This window comes from Flavobacterium sp. NRK F10 (genome assembly GCF_024054235.1).
GTDB lineage: Bacteria > Bacteroidota > Bacteroidia > Flavobacteriales > Flavobacteriaceae > Flavobacterium > Flavobacterium sediminis.
Genome location: NZ_JAMXLC010000001.1, coordinates 2342930 through 2358513 on the forward strand (window position 1 = coordinate 2342930; position 15584 = coordinate 2358513).

Here is a 15584-nt window from a genome sequence, read left to right on the forward strand (position 1 = left end):
GTTAAAAGGTTTAATTTCGGGTGGAAAAAATGTTGGTTATGTCAAAATATTAATACTTTTGTGACGTGTTAAGAGTAATAGTTGTCATAGCTGCTTTATTCATGGTTATAAAACCTGTAATTCCTGTATTGGATTATGTGGTGAATTATGATTATATTAAAAATGAGCTCTGTGTCAATAAAGATAAGCCGCAGTTACATTGTAACGGGAAATGTCACTTGGCAAAAGAATTAGGTAAAGCTTCCGAACAAGGAAAACCACAATCCAATGATAAAAAAGAAAATTACCATTTAGAGTCAGAGATTCTTTTTTATCAAAATCTAAGAACTTTTCAGTTTTTGGCTTTTATTAAGACTTCGTTGAAAGAGGATAATTTTTATTATTCAGATACTTATCAGTTCACTTTTTCTGATAAAGCTTTTCATCCCCCCATTGTTTAAATTTTACATACAATACTTGTTTGATTCAGCCAATCCTGATTGAACAATAGGTTTTGTCTTAAATCAGGTATATTTTTATACTTGAAGGGCTGTTATTCAGTCTGTAAAAAAAAGAAACGCCCATAAGTCTCGGGAAAGACAAACTATGAGCGCTTCATAACGTATGTATAATTTTTCAAATTTAAACAATGAAACTACAATTAAAAAATATTATAGTGGCATTAACTATTGCCATTGGTTTAACAGCGTGTTCAAATGATGATTCTTCAGGTGAAGTAACAGGAAATGGTACACTTGAGTTGAAATTCGATAACACTTATGGTGATGCAGATCTGATCTTCAATGCACCTTATACAAATAGTAACGGAGAAGTAGTAAAAATTAACAAAGCTATTTATATTATCAGTAATGTTGTTTTGACAAAAGAGGACGGAACTACTTACACTGTTCCTAAGGAAGATAGCTATTTCTTTATCAATGAGGAAGATGCCATTAGCAGTTATGTAACGATTAGTATTCCTGATGTGCCGGCTGCTAATTATACGAAAGTTTCTTTTGGAGTGGGTGTTGATGAGGCTCAGTTTCTACAGGGACAAGAAGGTCAGGGCGATTTATTAGAGCGCGCTCAGGCTATAGGAATGACTTGGTCTTGGGCAGCAGGTTATAAGTTTGTTCGTATGGAAGGAACTTATACATCATCAATAGCTACAGATGATACGGTTTTTATGGTACATACCGGTAAAACAGGAGAAATTTATAATTATGCTCAGATAGAAGTTGATCTGCCGGATCAAGCCTTAGTAAGAGCAAATATTACTCCTCAGGTACATATTATGGCCGATCTGCAACAAATCATTGACGGAACAACAGTCATTAATTTTGATGAAGGAACTTCTGTTATGGGAGGATCTAAAGTGCAAAGCATTATGGCGAATAATGTTCCCGGAATGTTCCATGTAGATCATGTTCACAACGATTAATTAGCAATTCTATTCTTGTAATTAAGAGTAAACCTTTGTGCTCATGTTCGAAGAACTATTAACAAAGTAGCATTTTAGAACATGAGCCTTGTGTTTTTTCGCGCAAGAATTAATCATTAGAATTATGAAAAAAGTATTTGCATTAATCGCCGGGTTGTTTGCGATAAGCTGTTCTTCTGATAATGAAGCCGAATATCAAAATATTCCGATCAATTATCAGGCACCGTCAAATTTTCCTCCTATGGCTTATGATCTGACGAATAATCCTTTAACGGAAAAAGGTTTTGAATTAGGGAAGAAAATTTTTTATGACGGGAGATTGTCTTCTGACGGAACTATTTCCTGTGGCTTTTGTCATATTCAGGAAAACGGATTTACGCATCATGGACACAATTTCAGTCATGGTGTAGGAGAAGCAATCGGCAGGCGAAATGCTCCGGCAGTTCAAAATATGGCGTACCAGACGCTCTTCATGTGGGACGGAGCAACGGAACATATCGAAATGATGCCTATGATACCCATTTTGTCAGAAATTGAAATGAACGGTAATTTTGTAGACATCATTACGATGATGCAAAATGACAGTGATTATCAGAAACTATTTAAACAAGCATTTGAGGACGGAGCTATTAACTCCGAGAATATGTTGAAAGCTTTGGCGCAGTTTATGACTATGCTGACATCCTCTAACTCTCGTTTTGATAAATACAGAAGGAATGAATCCGGAGGGGATTTAACAGTTGATGAATTAGAAGGTTACGATTTGTTTAATCAAAAATGTGCCTCTTGTCATGCAACGGATCTGTTTACGGATAACTCGCTTCGCAATAACGGATTGCCGATAAATCCTGCAATAAACGATTTAGGACATTATGATATAACCGAACAGGAAGTCGATAAATATAAGTTCAAAGTGCCGAGCTTACGCAATATAGAAGTTACGGCACCTTATATGCATGACGGACGGTTCTATACTTTAGAAGCGGTGCTGAACCATTACCAGAATGGTATTGTGAATACTGAAAATTTGGATCCCGCTTTGAGCGATAACGGATCTTTAGGTATTCCGTTAACAGAAGATGAAAAAGTAAAGATCATTGCTTTTTTAAAGACATTAACTGATAATGAGTTTTTGACAGACTCGCGTTTCTCTGAATTTTAAAAAAGAATGAAAAAAAGAATCTTAATATACAGTTTTCTTTTGTTTGTAGGTAATTTTTCATTTGCTTTAGACAAGGATACTTTAAGTTATGAAAATCCTTTTAAGAAATTTGAACGTTTTTTTGACGATTGCGATGCTTGTGGTTGTTCTGCGAGTGGCGGGAGTATGGGGTTTTCATCCATGTTGAATCCGAATTTTATAGGAGTGCGCTATTTTTACCAAAGCTATCAGAGCAGTGATAAACTATATAGTAATTCGCCTTGGTATGATGAGAATTTCAATACGGTGCAAATTTGGACGAGAATTCCGTTGACTAAAAGTATTCAGCTTTCAGCTTTAATTCCTTATCATTTTCATAATAAGGAATCAGCCGTCGGTGAACAATCCATTTCCGGAATGGGTGATGTTACAGTATTAGGTTTTTATTCTTTGTTGCAAACAAAGAGTGATTCATTGGTTTACCAACATCATTTGCAATTGGGCGGAGGAGTAAAAATGCCTACCGGAAAGTTTAATGAAACAAACAATGGTAGTGTTAATCCGAGTTATCAGTTAGGAACCGGAAGTTGGGATTATATACTGGCAACAGAATATGTTGTTAAACGGAAAGCATTAGGTTTAAATGTTATTTTGAATTATACTATCAAAACGGAAAACAAGAAAAAATATGAGTTCGGTAACCAATTCAATTATGCAGGAACTTTATTTTATTTGTTTAGTACAGAAAAGTTAACATTTGTTCCTCAGGCCGGACTTGCCGGAGAAGTGTATGAAACGAATTATCAGCACAATCAGCGGGTGCGGAATACTGCCGGAGATATTTTGTTCGGGAAATTAGGTTTTGAATTGGGCAAAGATCGTTTTTCTTTCGGAGCGAATGCAATGTTGCCGATTAATCAAAATCTGACTGGGGGCAGGGTTGAAGCCAATTACCGATGGAGTGTCAATTTGAATTATAGTTTATAACAAAAAAGACAGGCTGTAAGCCTGTCTTTTTATTTTTATTTAGTTTTCTTAATTTAAGACCACTGTTTTAGCATCACCTTCAACGACAACTTTAGTCAGGTTTTGTTTTGCTAATTCTTTCATGGCAGCGTCCCATTTTTTACCACTCAATCCGGCTTTTTCTTTTAATTGTACTAAAGCCTGATTGTTCTCTGCTTTTAAAAGATCAACAATAACTTTAGCTTCATCACTTATAGCCAAAGGTTTTGCTTCTGGCTTCATTTGCGGGAAGAATGAAACTAATGATTGAAAGTAGTAGTAAAATAAAGAACTTATGAGTATTTGTTTTTTCTTCGTGACAATTTCGTGACTGATATTGAAGATTAATAAATGAATATCGGAAATAATCTGTAAATTAAGGTTGACGAAGTTCGTCAAGTTTTTTTCTGATATATTCCATATCGGCCTCCATATTTATTTCATATTCTTTATCTAAAATGTCACCAGCAAACCTCAACATTTTAATTGAAAATCTATCCATAGTATCTCTAGCATGTGCTTTATCACTATATGTGGTTTTTGATTGAATTTCAATATTAAAATGATTAATAATGTCTCTAGCACTATATAATTTTTCAATATTTGTTTCTTGTGAAAGATTTTCTAATAATTCATTTACATCATCTAATAATGTATCAATAATTTCATCTGTGGTAGTAGTGTTAAAACTAATATCTTGATATTTATATGCAAAATTATTTAATGTCATATTCTAAATGTTTTAACAAATATAAGAATATTCTACAGGATAAACTTTTTAAATTATAACTAACTTTAATGAGTTAGTTTTTGTTCTATTAATTCTAAATCCCATTTTCCATATCCTAAATAATATGCGTCAACGTAAAAATATGATTGGTTGATGTGATTTTGTTTACAATCAAATTCACAATAATATTTAACTTGAAAACCTTGATTTCCTATGTATTTAACAAGGTTAGGGTTGTAGTATCCTCGACTTACAATTTTACAATTAGGGTTGTCTTTACTTATGATTTTATTCATAAAATCAATTGTTTTTTTAAATGATTCTTTTCTCCAATATTCAGAATATTCAAAATCTTTAATCGTTTCATTTATAATAATTTCTTTAGTAGTTTCAACAACTTCAAAAGAGTCAATCCAATAATAAATTCCTAATTCATTTAATTTATTATTGTCTATTATTTCTAGATTACTGAATTCGAAAATATTATTGTCTAAAAATGAATAAACTATTGATTGAAAGTTTTTTACATCTAAATAAACTATATCGCAAATCCCATTATTTACATTGAACTTTTTTAGTTCGGGTGTTTCATTTGTTGAGTAGTATTTGAATGTCTGTTTAATCCATTCTTTTTTCTTTGAACTATAAACGTTAGTAATTATTTCCGATGTCGAAAAGTTTATAATGTGATAACTAATTTGAGAGATTGAAGAATTTGAAGTTAATGTACCATCTGAATTAACTTTTGTTGTAGTCAAAGAATCACTTTTAAATACCCATAAAAAATCTTTCTCTGTTTTTGTTTGATTTAAGACACTTTTGTTTGTTTTATGTGAATTACCATTAAAACTTGAGAAAAGTAGAACTAGAATCGTTGAAATGAATAAAAATTTTAATATTTTCATATAGATTGTTTTTTATAGTTTGACAATGAGGTTTGATAACTCACTTTGTTACTCAATTCTGATTTTAATATTAGAGATTTACACACCCTGATTGTTTATTCTTTAATTGCTTCTGTGAATGTCCAAATTTCGTTTGTATCTCCTTTTAATCTAATTTTCACTTTTCCAGGGAATTCACTCTTTACGATATATACTTCTTGACCTGCTGGTAGTTCAAATACTTCTCCGTTGTAGATTAAATGATTCATTGCATCGTAATCTTGGTCTACTGAATATCTAACAAATCTTTCTAAACTTTCTTTATTATATGAAGCTTTAAATCCTTGGTTTGTTATTCTCGTGAGTGTTGAATTGTCATTAGTATTTCTACTAAAGAAGTATATGAGAAAGACTACAACTAATACTATGTAATAGGGTTTGAAATTTGCGTTGTTTGTTTGAGTTTTTGAGGTGGGTTTAACTCTTGGTTTTTTAGTTTTTGTTTTTTTTGTAGTGTCTTTGACTTCTGTTAATTCGATTTCTTGAGATAGTGAGTTTAAGAATTCTGTTATTGCGACACCCTCACCTAAAGTTTTTTTGTCAATGTTTTTAGAACTTAATTTAATTAAAACCTCATCATCAATTTTCTTTAGAATAGTAACCACTTCAATTTCATTTTTCCTATAAATGAGATTCCATTTCAAAGAGTTTCTATTTTTGAAAATTAGATTTCCTTTTATGTTTTTAATATGTTTTTCTAGAATTGGTTTTAACTCTGAAATAGGAACATTTGTTATTACTTCTTTTTGTACCATTTTTTCTGTTTTCTAAATATATCAAAAAAAGAGACACGGAACGATAGAAACACTCTCGGACGTGGTACTGGTACACCAATCAAGAAAAGTGAACTATGCCCGTGCCCATAAGGTACACGGACATTAGCTCATCATCTTTCTTCTTGATTTTTTGAAAATTACCAGTTTTCGTCCAAGTTATAGATGGCTAATGTCTCTATGAAGTTTGTGTTATTTTATATTTACTTTTTAATTATTTAAAATTAAGTTTAAAATTATCATTTAATCTAACTTTATTGAGTGAATTCATGTCAAAATGACCAAAACTCCATTCTTTTTTATTTTTTTCTTTTTGAGTAACAAAGTGATAATTCAAAGGTAAAATAATTTTTCCATTTTTTATTATATCATTATCACTTGTATTAAATGGTAAAAAAATTTGTAATCTATGAAACCCAAAACCGAAAATAAAGACGAATTCAGGGGAATTGTATGTTTTACTTTTTCTTTTTGAAAGTATTGCAATTGGTTTAGTTATTGGGGGTCTACTTTCATTATGAATTAAAAGTAAAGGGAATTGGTTAGTATCGACTTTTTTATTTGGATTACTTAACCATTCAAGTGTTGTTTTAAATTTTTTGAGATCTTCTTTAGGCATGAATGAAATAGCAAATTTCACTAATGATTTAAAAACATACAATGGGATAAAAGTTTGGGTTTCTGTATTTATTTCTATTGAGCCATTTTTAATTTTTAAAGAGTCATTCGTTTCTTCAATTTTTGCTATAACCTTATTATTATCTTGAAATTGAATCGAAAACTTACTATCATTACTCTTAAATTTAGGGTATTTTTTTTTTCCTTTTATAGGTAGGAATGAATTTTTTATACCACTAAATGCACTTAAGTTTGTTTCATACAATCCAAACTTATGATTGCAATCATCGCATTCGTTATGTGTAAAAATCGTTTTATTTCCAGTAAATTCTGGTAGTAAATGTGCTTTTGATTTAAAAGTAGCATTTTGAGAATTACAATAGCGACAGATATGAAATTCTTCTTTAGGAGAAACATAATCAATCATTGAGTTTACTGTTTTATAAACTTCGTAAAATTTCTCAGGAAAAGCCTCATATATTATTTCAATCTCATTTTTATTCATGGTGTTAATTTAACAAATTGAAATAAAGTTTTATCTGTTATTAAAAATATCAAGTTGTTGATTTTTGAAATAGTTTTCCAAATCTTCCAAAAACTTGTCTCTTGAATCTATTTGAGTAATTTCTTTTCCTAATAAAGTGAAATTCTCAATTTTTGGTTTCTCTACAATTAGAAGTGAAAATTTATTAGAGCTCCTATATTTAGACCTCAACTGCATTAATAATCTGCCTAATGCATTTTGTCCAATGAATACAGACGATTCTTCATTTGGGATTGCTCCCCAATAATTATCACTATTAGAATTTTCTACTATATTTAAGTTTTTCGTACTATCTAGTATATTTCCAAATGATATAAAATTTTGAGATAGTTTGACATTGAGGCACCACTTCATGATTTTTAATTTAACATCTTCCCAGTCTTCTCTGCTGTATTTTTTATTGGCATTACTTATCATTTTCACTTTCATAGGACTCTTTTCAAAAATAATTTTTTCTTGAAGTTCAATCGAATGAGGAAAACGGCACGCCTGATATAAAGCTTCTGTGTTTAAAACTTTAATGTTATTAATCATTAGCGGAAAGTCCATTGACATGTTTGATAATTCCCCATAACTTTCATTGTTCTTTTTGAAAATTATTGAATTGGTTTTATTATAAACTCGTACATTTTCTTCAGGGATATCGTATTTACCTTTTTTATTCATGATTAATATTCAATATAATTTCTTTTGAATAGGGGATTCCAGCCATTGTGTCCATACCAATAAATAAGAGGAGTATTATATGGTGCATTTCTCCAAGTAAAAAAAAGAGTCCCAAATCCTAGACTGTTTTCAAGTCTCAAGCCATAACCTAATGGACGTGCCCTAATGTTGTTTTTTAAGTTTTGAGATTGGTTGTAAATATCTATACAAATTTCTGATATAATTTTTTCATATCTTTCTCTGTTTTCTTTGCTAGAATATAAATTCTCTTCATCAGGAACATCATTTGGTCTATAATAAAAATCATGTTCTTCGTAATAGTTAGATGTACAAAGCTTGTTTTTTATTTGCTTTTCACATTCTTCTACTTTTTCTGACTTGTTTTGCTCACTTAAAATAAAAAAATTAAAACTACTATCAGAAGCTAAGATATTATTAATTTCTAACCCTTTATTCCAAGAATAGTGTATTTGTATCTCTTTTTCTAAAGCATGTCCTATTCGTTTTATTAATTTATAAATGTTTTTTTTATGAAGACAGAAAAAAACTAATAATAGTTTCGCATCATTTTCTAAAAAAACTTCTAGGTTAGTTTTTCCGTCTATATTTTTTTTAAAAAAAAAGCCTTTTGAATCCCCGTGGTTATTAGTCAGGCCTTTACATGTTGTGTCTCCTGTACATAAAACATCATCAAGATAAATATAATATTTAGCATTCAAGTTGAAATGTGAACTAAAGTCGAAATCAAATTCATTGTAACATATTTCATATAAAATATTTAATATAATTTTTTGACTTTTGCCTTCAGGTTGATTGTCAATTATTCTAACCTCTTTTAAAAAATCTTTTGGTGAGTTAAATTCATACTCTTGTGTTAAAAACTCAATCCTGCTTTTAAGAAGTTTTTTGGCATTTTCTAAAGAAAGATACCTTTGTTTCATTATATGAGTAGTCTCTTGAACAATAAATTCTCTATCTTCAGGTTTAAATTGATTTGCCCAATTTGTTATTATTTCTATTGACATTAAGTTATCTTCTTCCCTGTAATCTTTAATAACTTCATATAAATTTTGAATACTTTGTTCCATAAAACCTTATTAATAGATTGTAATTCAAATATATTACTTTAATTAATATTGTTAAAATTATTACTTCAAATGTCTTAATAAATTAGTATAAAAAAATCAAATTTTACGAAAGGCACCTAGTGTGTAAATTAAAAAACATTTTCATTTAAAAAATAGGGGACAGGTTTATTTAAAAATAAAGTTTCTTTAATAAAAAGAACTTTTTCGCTTAATTCATTTAATAGATTTTTTTCTTCATTATTTTCTCGGGCTTCCTTTAAAATATTCCTTACTTCTTTTCTCATTTTTGAAAGTTTTGTTCTATTGTTTTTTACTTCAAAATTAAGTTCTGATATTTTACTAATGATTCTATCATATCCAACTCTTTCTAATCCATGATATGATAAGTATTTACTTAAACCATTTCGATTATATAACAGATGGTTTGGATCTGTACCAAGGGATATTTTTTCAACTTTTAAATAGCTGTTAAACCAATACTCAATTAATTTTTTTTGAACACTTGAACGAAACAAATCTTTAATTTTTACTTGCTTTAATCTGAATTTGTTTTTTAAATTCTTTTTAAGCTGTATTTCGTAGCGTAAAATATTTTTTTTAAAGATTTCTATAGGTAAGCCATAAATAACTCCTCTACGAGTTTTATTTACCTCTTTAATTTTATCGTAAAAGATAATACTACGGCTATTAATACTTGTAAAGAACGTTACAGAGTCTCCAAATCTCATTGTTCCAAGTCGAGGGAATGATAAAAGGCAGCTCGTATATTCATGGATTGAATAAGTTAATGGAATGTTTATACCAAAGTCAACTCTTGTTAGGATAGCTTTAGAAATATCTACGCCTAAATTATCTGATAACATTTGTACAGCATCTTTAGTCTGTTTCCAGTCAAGATGTAAAATATTGTTTCCTTGATAAAATTTAGGTAATGAACCATTAAATGATAATCTAGTTGGTTTTCTTTTTTTGTTAAAAGAAATTGTTATTATGAAATTAGAAAGATTAATGGTTTTTGTATAACCATTCTTTGTTGTTTTTCTTGTTGAATCTTTAAGCAACCCTTTAAAGTGTTGGCTATTGTATTGGTTTACTTCTATGTAACCTTTTATTGTATCAATCATATTGTTACCCTTTTATGGAAATTAGATTATCTTATTATTTAAAAGCGATTAAAGTTTTTTATTTAACAAAAAGTCTGAAACTATACTTTCAATTTCTTCATTTGTAGAAATAGGATTTCTAGAAAGGAATATTTCTAAGTCCTTTCGATTGATAAATACGAGTTTTCCGTTTGGTTTTGTGTGTGGAATTTCCTTTGAAGAAACTAACTTCTGAATGAATGATTTACTTACTCCAACTACTATTGCAGCTTGTTGGATAGTTAAATGTCTTTTACGATAAAGATTTCTCCTTATAATTTCTTTTTTGATTAGCCTAATATCTTTTCGGACTAATCTAATTTCTTTTAAAATAGATTTTAGAATCATAAAATTTTAGTTTTAAATTATGATTCAAATCTCCTAATTATGAGTTAGTTATTAGGTAAGTAGAAAGTGAGATAAAAATAAGTACTTATTTATTTTCGATAATAAATTTGATGATAGAAAGTGTAATGTCGTCATTAGGTATCATCTCTTTTTTATTAGAATAAACACTGCTTAATTGCTTTTTAGTGAAGCTATTACCTTTTTTATTGATGAAATGTGAAGTAATTAATTTGTGTTTGAAGTTTTGAGTTTCTTTATCTAATATGTTTTTATCAATTAGTAGATTAACAAAATTTACAATTTGAAGTTCTGTTCCAAACCACTGAATTTTTGTATTCCAACTTTTATTAAAATGAGATTTGAAGTCATCAAAATTTGAATCAATTAATTTGTTGATATATAATTGATTGTATAAATTTTCTATAATTTTTGACTCGTCTAGTTCTTGGTTTATTAGAAATTGAGAATTCCTATTATGTTTAAAAGAATTAATTTCTACGTCCTTTGGGATTTTTGACAAATAATTATCAATGATTCTTTTGAGTTTAATTAATCGCAGTTTAAATTCAATAAACTCACTTTCATTTTTATCTTCAATTTCTAAAAGTAAATTAATGATTGTATCTTCATATTCTTCAAAATATTCATCATAAAAAAATTCGTCTTCGATTCTCTCTTTATATCCGCCACCATAGAAATCGTCAAGAACCAAATAACTAAAGTGTTTTTCAAAATTTGTAATTATTCTGTCTTCTAGATAATTAACGATTTTTTCGATGTCTTTAAATTCCATAATTAAAATGTAAATTCAACCATACTATTAACTGCTTTTTCTTTTTCCTCGTCAATTACTTTTGCATATACAAGTGTACTCTTAATATCTTTATGTCCCATTAATTTGGAAATAGTAAATATATTAACTCCTGACGAAACTAACAAGGTTGCAAATGTATGCCTTGCGCAGTGAAAGTGAACTTTTTTATTAATGTCGGTTAATTTAATTAATTTTTTAAATGTTCTATTAACAGAACTTTCGTGTTTAGATAAATTAAAAACAAATGTTGAATTATGTTTTTGTTTATTCAATATTTCTAATGCATTTGAATTTAAAGGGATATAGACTGCGTTTTTAGTTTTATTTTGAATTAATTGTATTTTGTTGTTTATGATTTGATTCCATTTTAATTGTTTTATATCTGAAATTCTTAACCCAGTATAACAACTTAAAAGAAATGCATATTTTACTTCATTATCGAAGAAATCGGTATTAATTATTTTGATGATTTCTTCTTTAGTTAAAAAGACAATTTCTGTTTCTTCTTTCTTTGGTCTATCTATATATTTTACAGGGTTTTCAGTTATGATTTTTTCTTTAACTGCTTGATTTAAACTTGCGTTGATTTTATTGAAATATGTAACTATAGAGTTGTTTGATAGTCCTTCTTTTTTTAGGTATTCAATAAATTTTTCAATCCAACTAATTGAGATATTTTCAAAAGTTATTTTTTTACCTTGAAACTCTACTAAATGTTTATATGTATTATCCCAAGCTGTTTTTGTTTTCTCACTTTTTTTGTTACCTAAATTATTGAAATATTCAATGAAATTACCTTTTTGTAATTGTCTAGAAACTAAACCATTTTTACTATTACCTAATTCAATTTCTAATTGTGATTTTATTCGGTTTACGATTCTTTCCTTTTGTTTTCTTTCTTCTTTTGTGTCAGTAGGTTCAAAGGTTACGTCTTTAATAGTTTCTCTTACTCTTTTACCATTTAAGATATAATCTAGTTGACATTTAAAAGGTCTATTCCTTTTAGATAGTTTTGAGTTTCCTAAATACTTGTTTCTTAAATTGACAGCCATAATTTTAATTTCTGTTTTCTAAATTTAATGGACATTTTTGACATAAGTGACAGATTCGTGACACTATTTTGAGTGTTATCTGCGACAATATGAAACAAAAATAGGTTACCGAATGGTAACCTATTATAAGTATTTAGTGAGTATTTAATTAGTATACTTCATAGTTGATATCATTAGAATCACTACTTAAGTTTTCTACTATTAAAACATCATTATCGTCTTTACTGATTTTTATTAATCCTTGTTTTGTCAACTCTTTAGTAGCTTTATCCCATTTTTTTCCTGAAAGATTTGACATTTCTTTTAGACTTATTAATTTAATTGTTTCATGTCCTGAAATAAAAGTCATTAAACTTTTTGCCTCTTCACTAATTTCAACTTGTTTTTTCTCTGGTTTCATTTGCGGGAAGAATAAGACTTCCTGAATGGATTGATTGTTTGTTAAAAACATGATCAGGCGATCCATACCGATTCCTAAACCGGATGTAGGAGGCATTCCGTATTCTAGAGCTCTTAAGAAATCCTGATCGATGAACATAGCTTCGTCATCCCCTTTTTCAGAAAGTTTTAATTGGTCCTCAAAACGCTCTCTTTGATCAATAGGGTCGTTCAATTCCGAATAAGCATTAGCAATTTCTTTTCCGCAAACCATTAATTCAAAACGCTCTGTTAAATCCGGGTTGTCTCTGTGTTCTTTGCATAGAGGCGACATTTCTTTCGGGTAATCTGTAATGAAAGTTGGCTGAATGAAGTTGCCTTCACATTTTTCGCCAAAGATCTCATCGATCAATTTTCCTTTCCCCATAGTGTCATCTACATCAATTCCCATTGATTTTGCTGCTGCCCGAATTTCATCTTCGCTCTTTCCTGTGATATCAAAACCTGTGAATTGTTTGATAGCATCGGTCATAGTAACACGGGTGTATGGAGCTTTAAAATCTACAGTGTGCTCTCCGAAAGTAGCCTGAGTAGTCCCGTTTACTTGTAAAGCACAATACTCTAACAGGTTTTCCGTGAATTCCATCATCCAGTTGTAGTCTTTGTAAGCAACATAGATCTCCATAGCTGTGAATTCCGGATTATGGGTTCTGTCCATTCCTTCGTTACGGAAATTTTTAGAAAACTCATAAACCCCGTCAAAACCACCAACGATCAGTCGTTTTAAGTACAATTCATTAGCAATACGCATATATAGCGGAATATTTAGTGAATTGTGATGTGTAACGAACGGGCGGGCTGCTGCTCCTCCCGGGATTGATTGTAATATAGGTGTTTCAACTTCCATGTATCCTTTTTCATTGAAGAAGGTACGCATGGCGTTGAATAATTTGGTTCTTTTAACAAAAACATCTTTTACTTGCGGATTGACCACTAAATCCACATAGCGCATTCTGTAGCGCAATTCAGCATCTGTAAATGCGTCAAAAACATGGCCTTGATCGTCTGTTTTAGGTAATGGTAGCGGACGAAGCGTTTTGCTCAAAAAGGTGAAATTAGTTACACGTACGGCTTGGGCTCCCACTTTGGTAGTGAATAATTCACCCTCAATTCCGATAAAATCACCTAGGTCCGTCAATTTTTTAAAAACAGTGTTGTAAAGCGTTTTGTCTTCGCCTTCACAGATAACATCACGGTTAAAATACAACTGAATTCTTCCTTCGCTGTCTTGTAATTCGGCAAAAGAAGCTTTTCCCTGATCGCGAACACTCATTAAGCGGCCGGCAATAATAACCTTCTTACCTTCAGAGAAATCATCCTTTATCTGTTTCGAAGTGTGATTAACAGGATACAAATTGGCAGGATACGGATTAATGCCGAGCTCTCTTAGCTTGGTCAGTTTCTCTCTTCTAATGATTTCTTGTTCTGAAAGTTGCATACTTTTTTGTTTTGAGCGTGCAAAGATAAAATATTTTGTTTCAAGTTCAAAGTTCAAAATGTTTGATTTTAGAGCGGTTTTTCAGGAATAAGAGTTTGGTTTTCGTGTTTTTTTCGATAGGGATTAAACAGGAAACTATTCGTATATTTGTAGGGTAATTTTATTCACAATGGTCGGAACACAAAACAGAACGATCCTTTTACAGGATTTGGGTACGAAAGATTACAAAGAAACTTGGGATTTTCAGGAAGAAGTCTTTGCGAGAGTAGTAGCGCAAAAAAAATTAAAACGTGACAATCCTGAAATGGATACGGATAATTATTTTTTCTTTGTAGAACACCCGCATGTTTATACTTTAGGTAAAAGCGGAGATGTGTCTAACTTGTTACTTTCTGAAAAGCAGCTTGAAGAGAAAGGAGCTACTTTTTATAAAATCAATAGAGGAGGAGATATTACATATCATGGACCGGGACAAATTGTGGGGTATCCTATTTTAGATTTAGAGAACTTCTTTACTGATATACATAAATATTTGAGGCTTTTAGAGGAAACTATGATTATGGTTTTGGCAGATTATGGTTTGAAAGGGATGCGTAGCGAGGGGGAAACCGGAGTTTGGTTAGATGTAGGAACGCCATTTGCTCGAAAAATTTGTGCTATGGGGGTTCGTGCCAGTCGTTGGGTAACCATGCATGGTTTTGCTCTTAATGTGAATGCAGATCTGGGATATTTTGATAATATCATTCCTTGCGGGATAAGAGGAAAAGGAGTTACCTCGCTTCATGTGGAATTGGGTAGAGAAGTTGATGAAGATGAAGTGCGTCAAAAAATAGTCAAATATTTTGCGGAACTTTTTGAGGCTAAATTAATTTGGTAGCATGTTGTTAGGTTAAAAAAAAGACTACTATCAATTCCTTATAAAGGAAGTTCCAGTTGCTCGGGTAATAAGCGAAAGCTTTTTCGGTGGTAAGGGCTGGGGCCATATTGAGCGATAGCTTCCCGGTGTTCTTTTGTGGGGTAGCCTTTGTTCTTTTTCCAGTTATACATAGGGTATTCTTCATGGATTTTATCCATGAATTCATCTCTGTACGTTTTAGCAAGAACTGAAGCGGCAGCGATACTTAAGTATTTACCGTCTCCTTTTATAATACTTTGATTAGGAATGTCTTTTAGATATTCAATTTCTTCTCGGGTAAAGATTTTTCCATAAGTGTTTTGAATTTCCAGTTTTCGGAAAATAGGGCGATTGCCGTCTACAATAAGGTGTTCCGGTTTTTGTGAGAGTTTTAGAATACATTCTTGCATTGCTTTCATGGAAGCATTCAGAATATTGATCTCGTCAATTTCTTCATTATATATATGAGTAACTGCAAAAGTCAGAGCTTGATTTTCTATATCAGGTCTTAATTGAAATCTTTTTTTT

18 protein-coding genes are annotated in these 15584 nt (G+C 30.4%); 5 read left to right on the top strand and 13 right to left on the bottom strand.

The window, feature by feature from the left end; all coding sequences use genetic code 11:
* Nucleotides 1–65: 65 nt before the first annotated feature.
* The 4 genes from NHF50_RS10505 to NHF50_RS10520 all read left to right on the top strand — a co-directional run bounded on the left by NHF50_RS10505 (nt 66) and on the right by NHF50_RS10520 (nt 3548).
* Nucleotides 66–440, top strand: a complete 375-nt coding sequence (locus tag NHF50_RS10505; RefSeq protein ID WP_252776327.1) for a hypothetical protein — start codon at nt 66–68, stop codon at nt 438–440.
* Between the two features lie 188 nt (nt 441–628).
* Nucleotides 629–1420 (top strand): MbnP family protein, encoded by a 792-nt coding sequence (locus NHF50_RS10510; RefSeq protein WP_252776329.1) that lies wholly within the window; start codon nt 629–631, stop codon nt 1418–1420.
* Nucleotides 1421–1544: 124 nt separating this feature from the next.
* Nucleotides 1545–2582, top strand: a complete 1038-nt coding sequence (locus NHF50_RS10515) for a cytochrome-c peroxidase (RefSeq protein WP_252776331.1) — start codon at nt 1545–1547, stop codon at nt 2580–2582.
* 6 nt (nt 2583–2588) lie between these two features.
* The gene (locus tag NHF50_RS10520; RefSeq protein WP_252776332.1) at nt 2589–3548 is read left to right on the top strand and encodes a transporter; all 960 of its coding nucleotides are present in this window, start codon (nt 2589–2591) and stop codon (nt 3546–3548) included.
* A 48-nt stretch (nt 3549–3596) separates the two neighbouring features.
* Here NHF50_RS10520 and NHF50_RS10525 read toward each other — a convergent pair whose 3' ends face one another.
* The 12 genes from NHF50_RS10525 to lysS all read right to left on the bottom strand — a co-directional run bounded on the left by NHF50_RS10525 (nt 3597) and on the right by lysS (nt 14161).
* On the bottom strand, nt 3597–3809 hold the full coding sequence (locus NHF50_RS10525) for a hypothetical protein (protein WP_252776334.1): 213 nt from the start codon (nt 3807–3809) through the stop codon (nt 3597–3599).
* Nucleotides 3810–3942: 133 nt separating this feature from the next.
* Nucleotides 3943–4296, bottom strand: coding sequence for a hypothetical protein (locus NHF50_RS10530; protein ID WP_252776336.1), 354 nt, complete (start codon nt 4294–4296; stop codon nt 3943–3945).
* A 65-nt stretch (nt 4297–4361) separates the two neighbouring features.
* Nucleotides 4362–5201, bottom strand: coding sequence for a hypothetical protein (locus NHF50_RS10535; protein WP_252776338.1), 840 nt, complete (start codon nt 5199–5201; stop codon nt 4362–4364).
* 95 nt (nt 5202–5296) lie between these two features.
* Entirely contained in the window at nt 5297–5995 is a 699-nt protein-coding gene (locus NHF50_RS10540) for a hypothetical protein (protein ID WP_252776339.1), read from the bottom strand.
* A 232-nt stretch (nt 5996–6227) separates the two neighbouring features.
* Nucleotides 6228–7136, bottom strand: a complete 909-nt coding sequence (locus NHF50_RS10545; RefSeq protein WP_252776342.1) for an HNH endonuclease — start codon at nt 7134–7136, stop codon at nt 6228–6230.
* Nucleotides 7137–7166: 30 nt separating this feature from the next.
* Entirely contained in the window at nt 7167–7841 is a 675-nt protein-coding gene (locus NHF50_RS10550) for an NADAR family protein (RefSeq protein WP_252776344.1), read from the bottom strand.
* Nucleotides 7842–7843: 2 nt separating this feature from the next.
* Nucleotides 7844–8929 carry a hypothetical protein gene (locus NHF50_RS10555; protein WP_252776346.1) on the bottom strand — a complete coding sequence of 362 codons (1086 nt, stop codon included), beginning with the start codon at nt 8927–8929 and terminating at the stop codon, nt 7844–7846.
* Between the two features lie 128 nt (nt 8930–9057).
* Nucleotides 9058–10053, bottom strand: a complete 996-nt coding sequence (locus NHF50_RS10560; protein ID WP_252776348.1) for a phage/plasmid replication protein — start codon at nt 10051–10053, stop codon at nt 9058–9060.
* 48 nt (nt 10054–10101) lie between these two features.
* Nucleotides 10102–10419, bottom strand: a complete 318-nt coding sequence (locus NHF50_RS10565) for an excisionase family DNA-binding protein (protein ID WP_252776349.1) — start codon at nt 10417–10419, stop codon at nt 10102–10104.
* Nucleotides 10420–10504: 85 nt separating this feature from the next.
* A complete protein-coding gene (locus tag NHF50_RS10570) occupies nt 10505–11212 on the bottom strand; it encodes a hypothetical protein (protein WP_252776351.1) in 708 nt (235 codons plus the stop codon).
* Between the two features lie 2 nt (nt 11213–11214).
* On the bottom strand, nt 11215–12285 hold the full coding sequence (locus NHF50_RS10575) for a tyrosine-type recombinase/integrase (protein ID WP_252776353.1): 1071 nt from the start codon (nt 12283–12285) through the stop codon (nt 11215–11217).
* Nucleotides 12286–12433: 148 nt separating this feature from the next.
* Nucleotides 12434–14161 carry a lysine--tRNA ligase gene (gene lysS, locus NHF50_RS10580; RefSeq protein WP_252776355.1) on the bottom strand — a complete coding sequence of 576 codons (1728 nt, stop codon included), beginning with the start codon at nt 14159–14161 and terminating at the stop codon, nt 12434–12436.
* A 169-nt stretch (nt 14162–14330) separates the two neighbouring features.
* Here lysS and lipB point away from each other — a divergent pair, with 169 nt between their 5' ends.
* Nucleotides 14331–15038: a lipoyl(octanoyl) transferase LipB gene (gene lipB, locus NHF50_RS10585; protein ID WP_109569638.1), complete on the top strand. Its 708-nt coding sequence runs from the start codon at nt 14331–14333 to the stop codon at nt 15036–15038.
* 38 nt (nt 15039–15076) lie between these two features.
* Here lipB and NHF50_RS10590 read toward each other — a convergent pair.
* The coding region (locus tag NHF50_RS10590; protein ID WP_252776357.1) for a ribonuclease HII at nt 15077–15584 on the bottom strand (508 nt) is incomplete at its 5' end.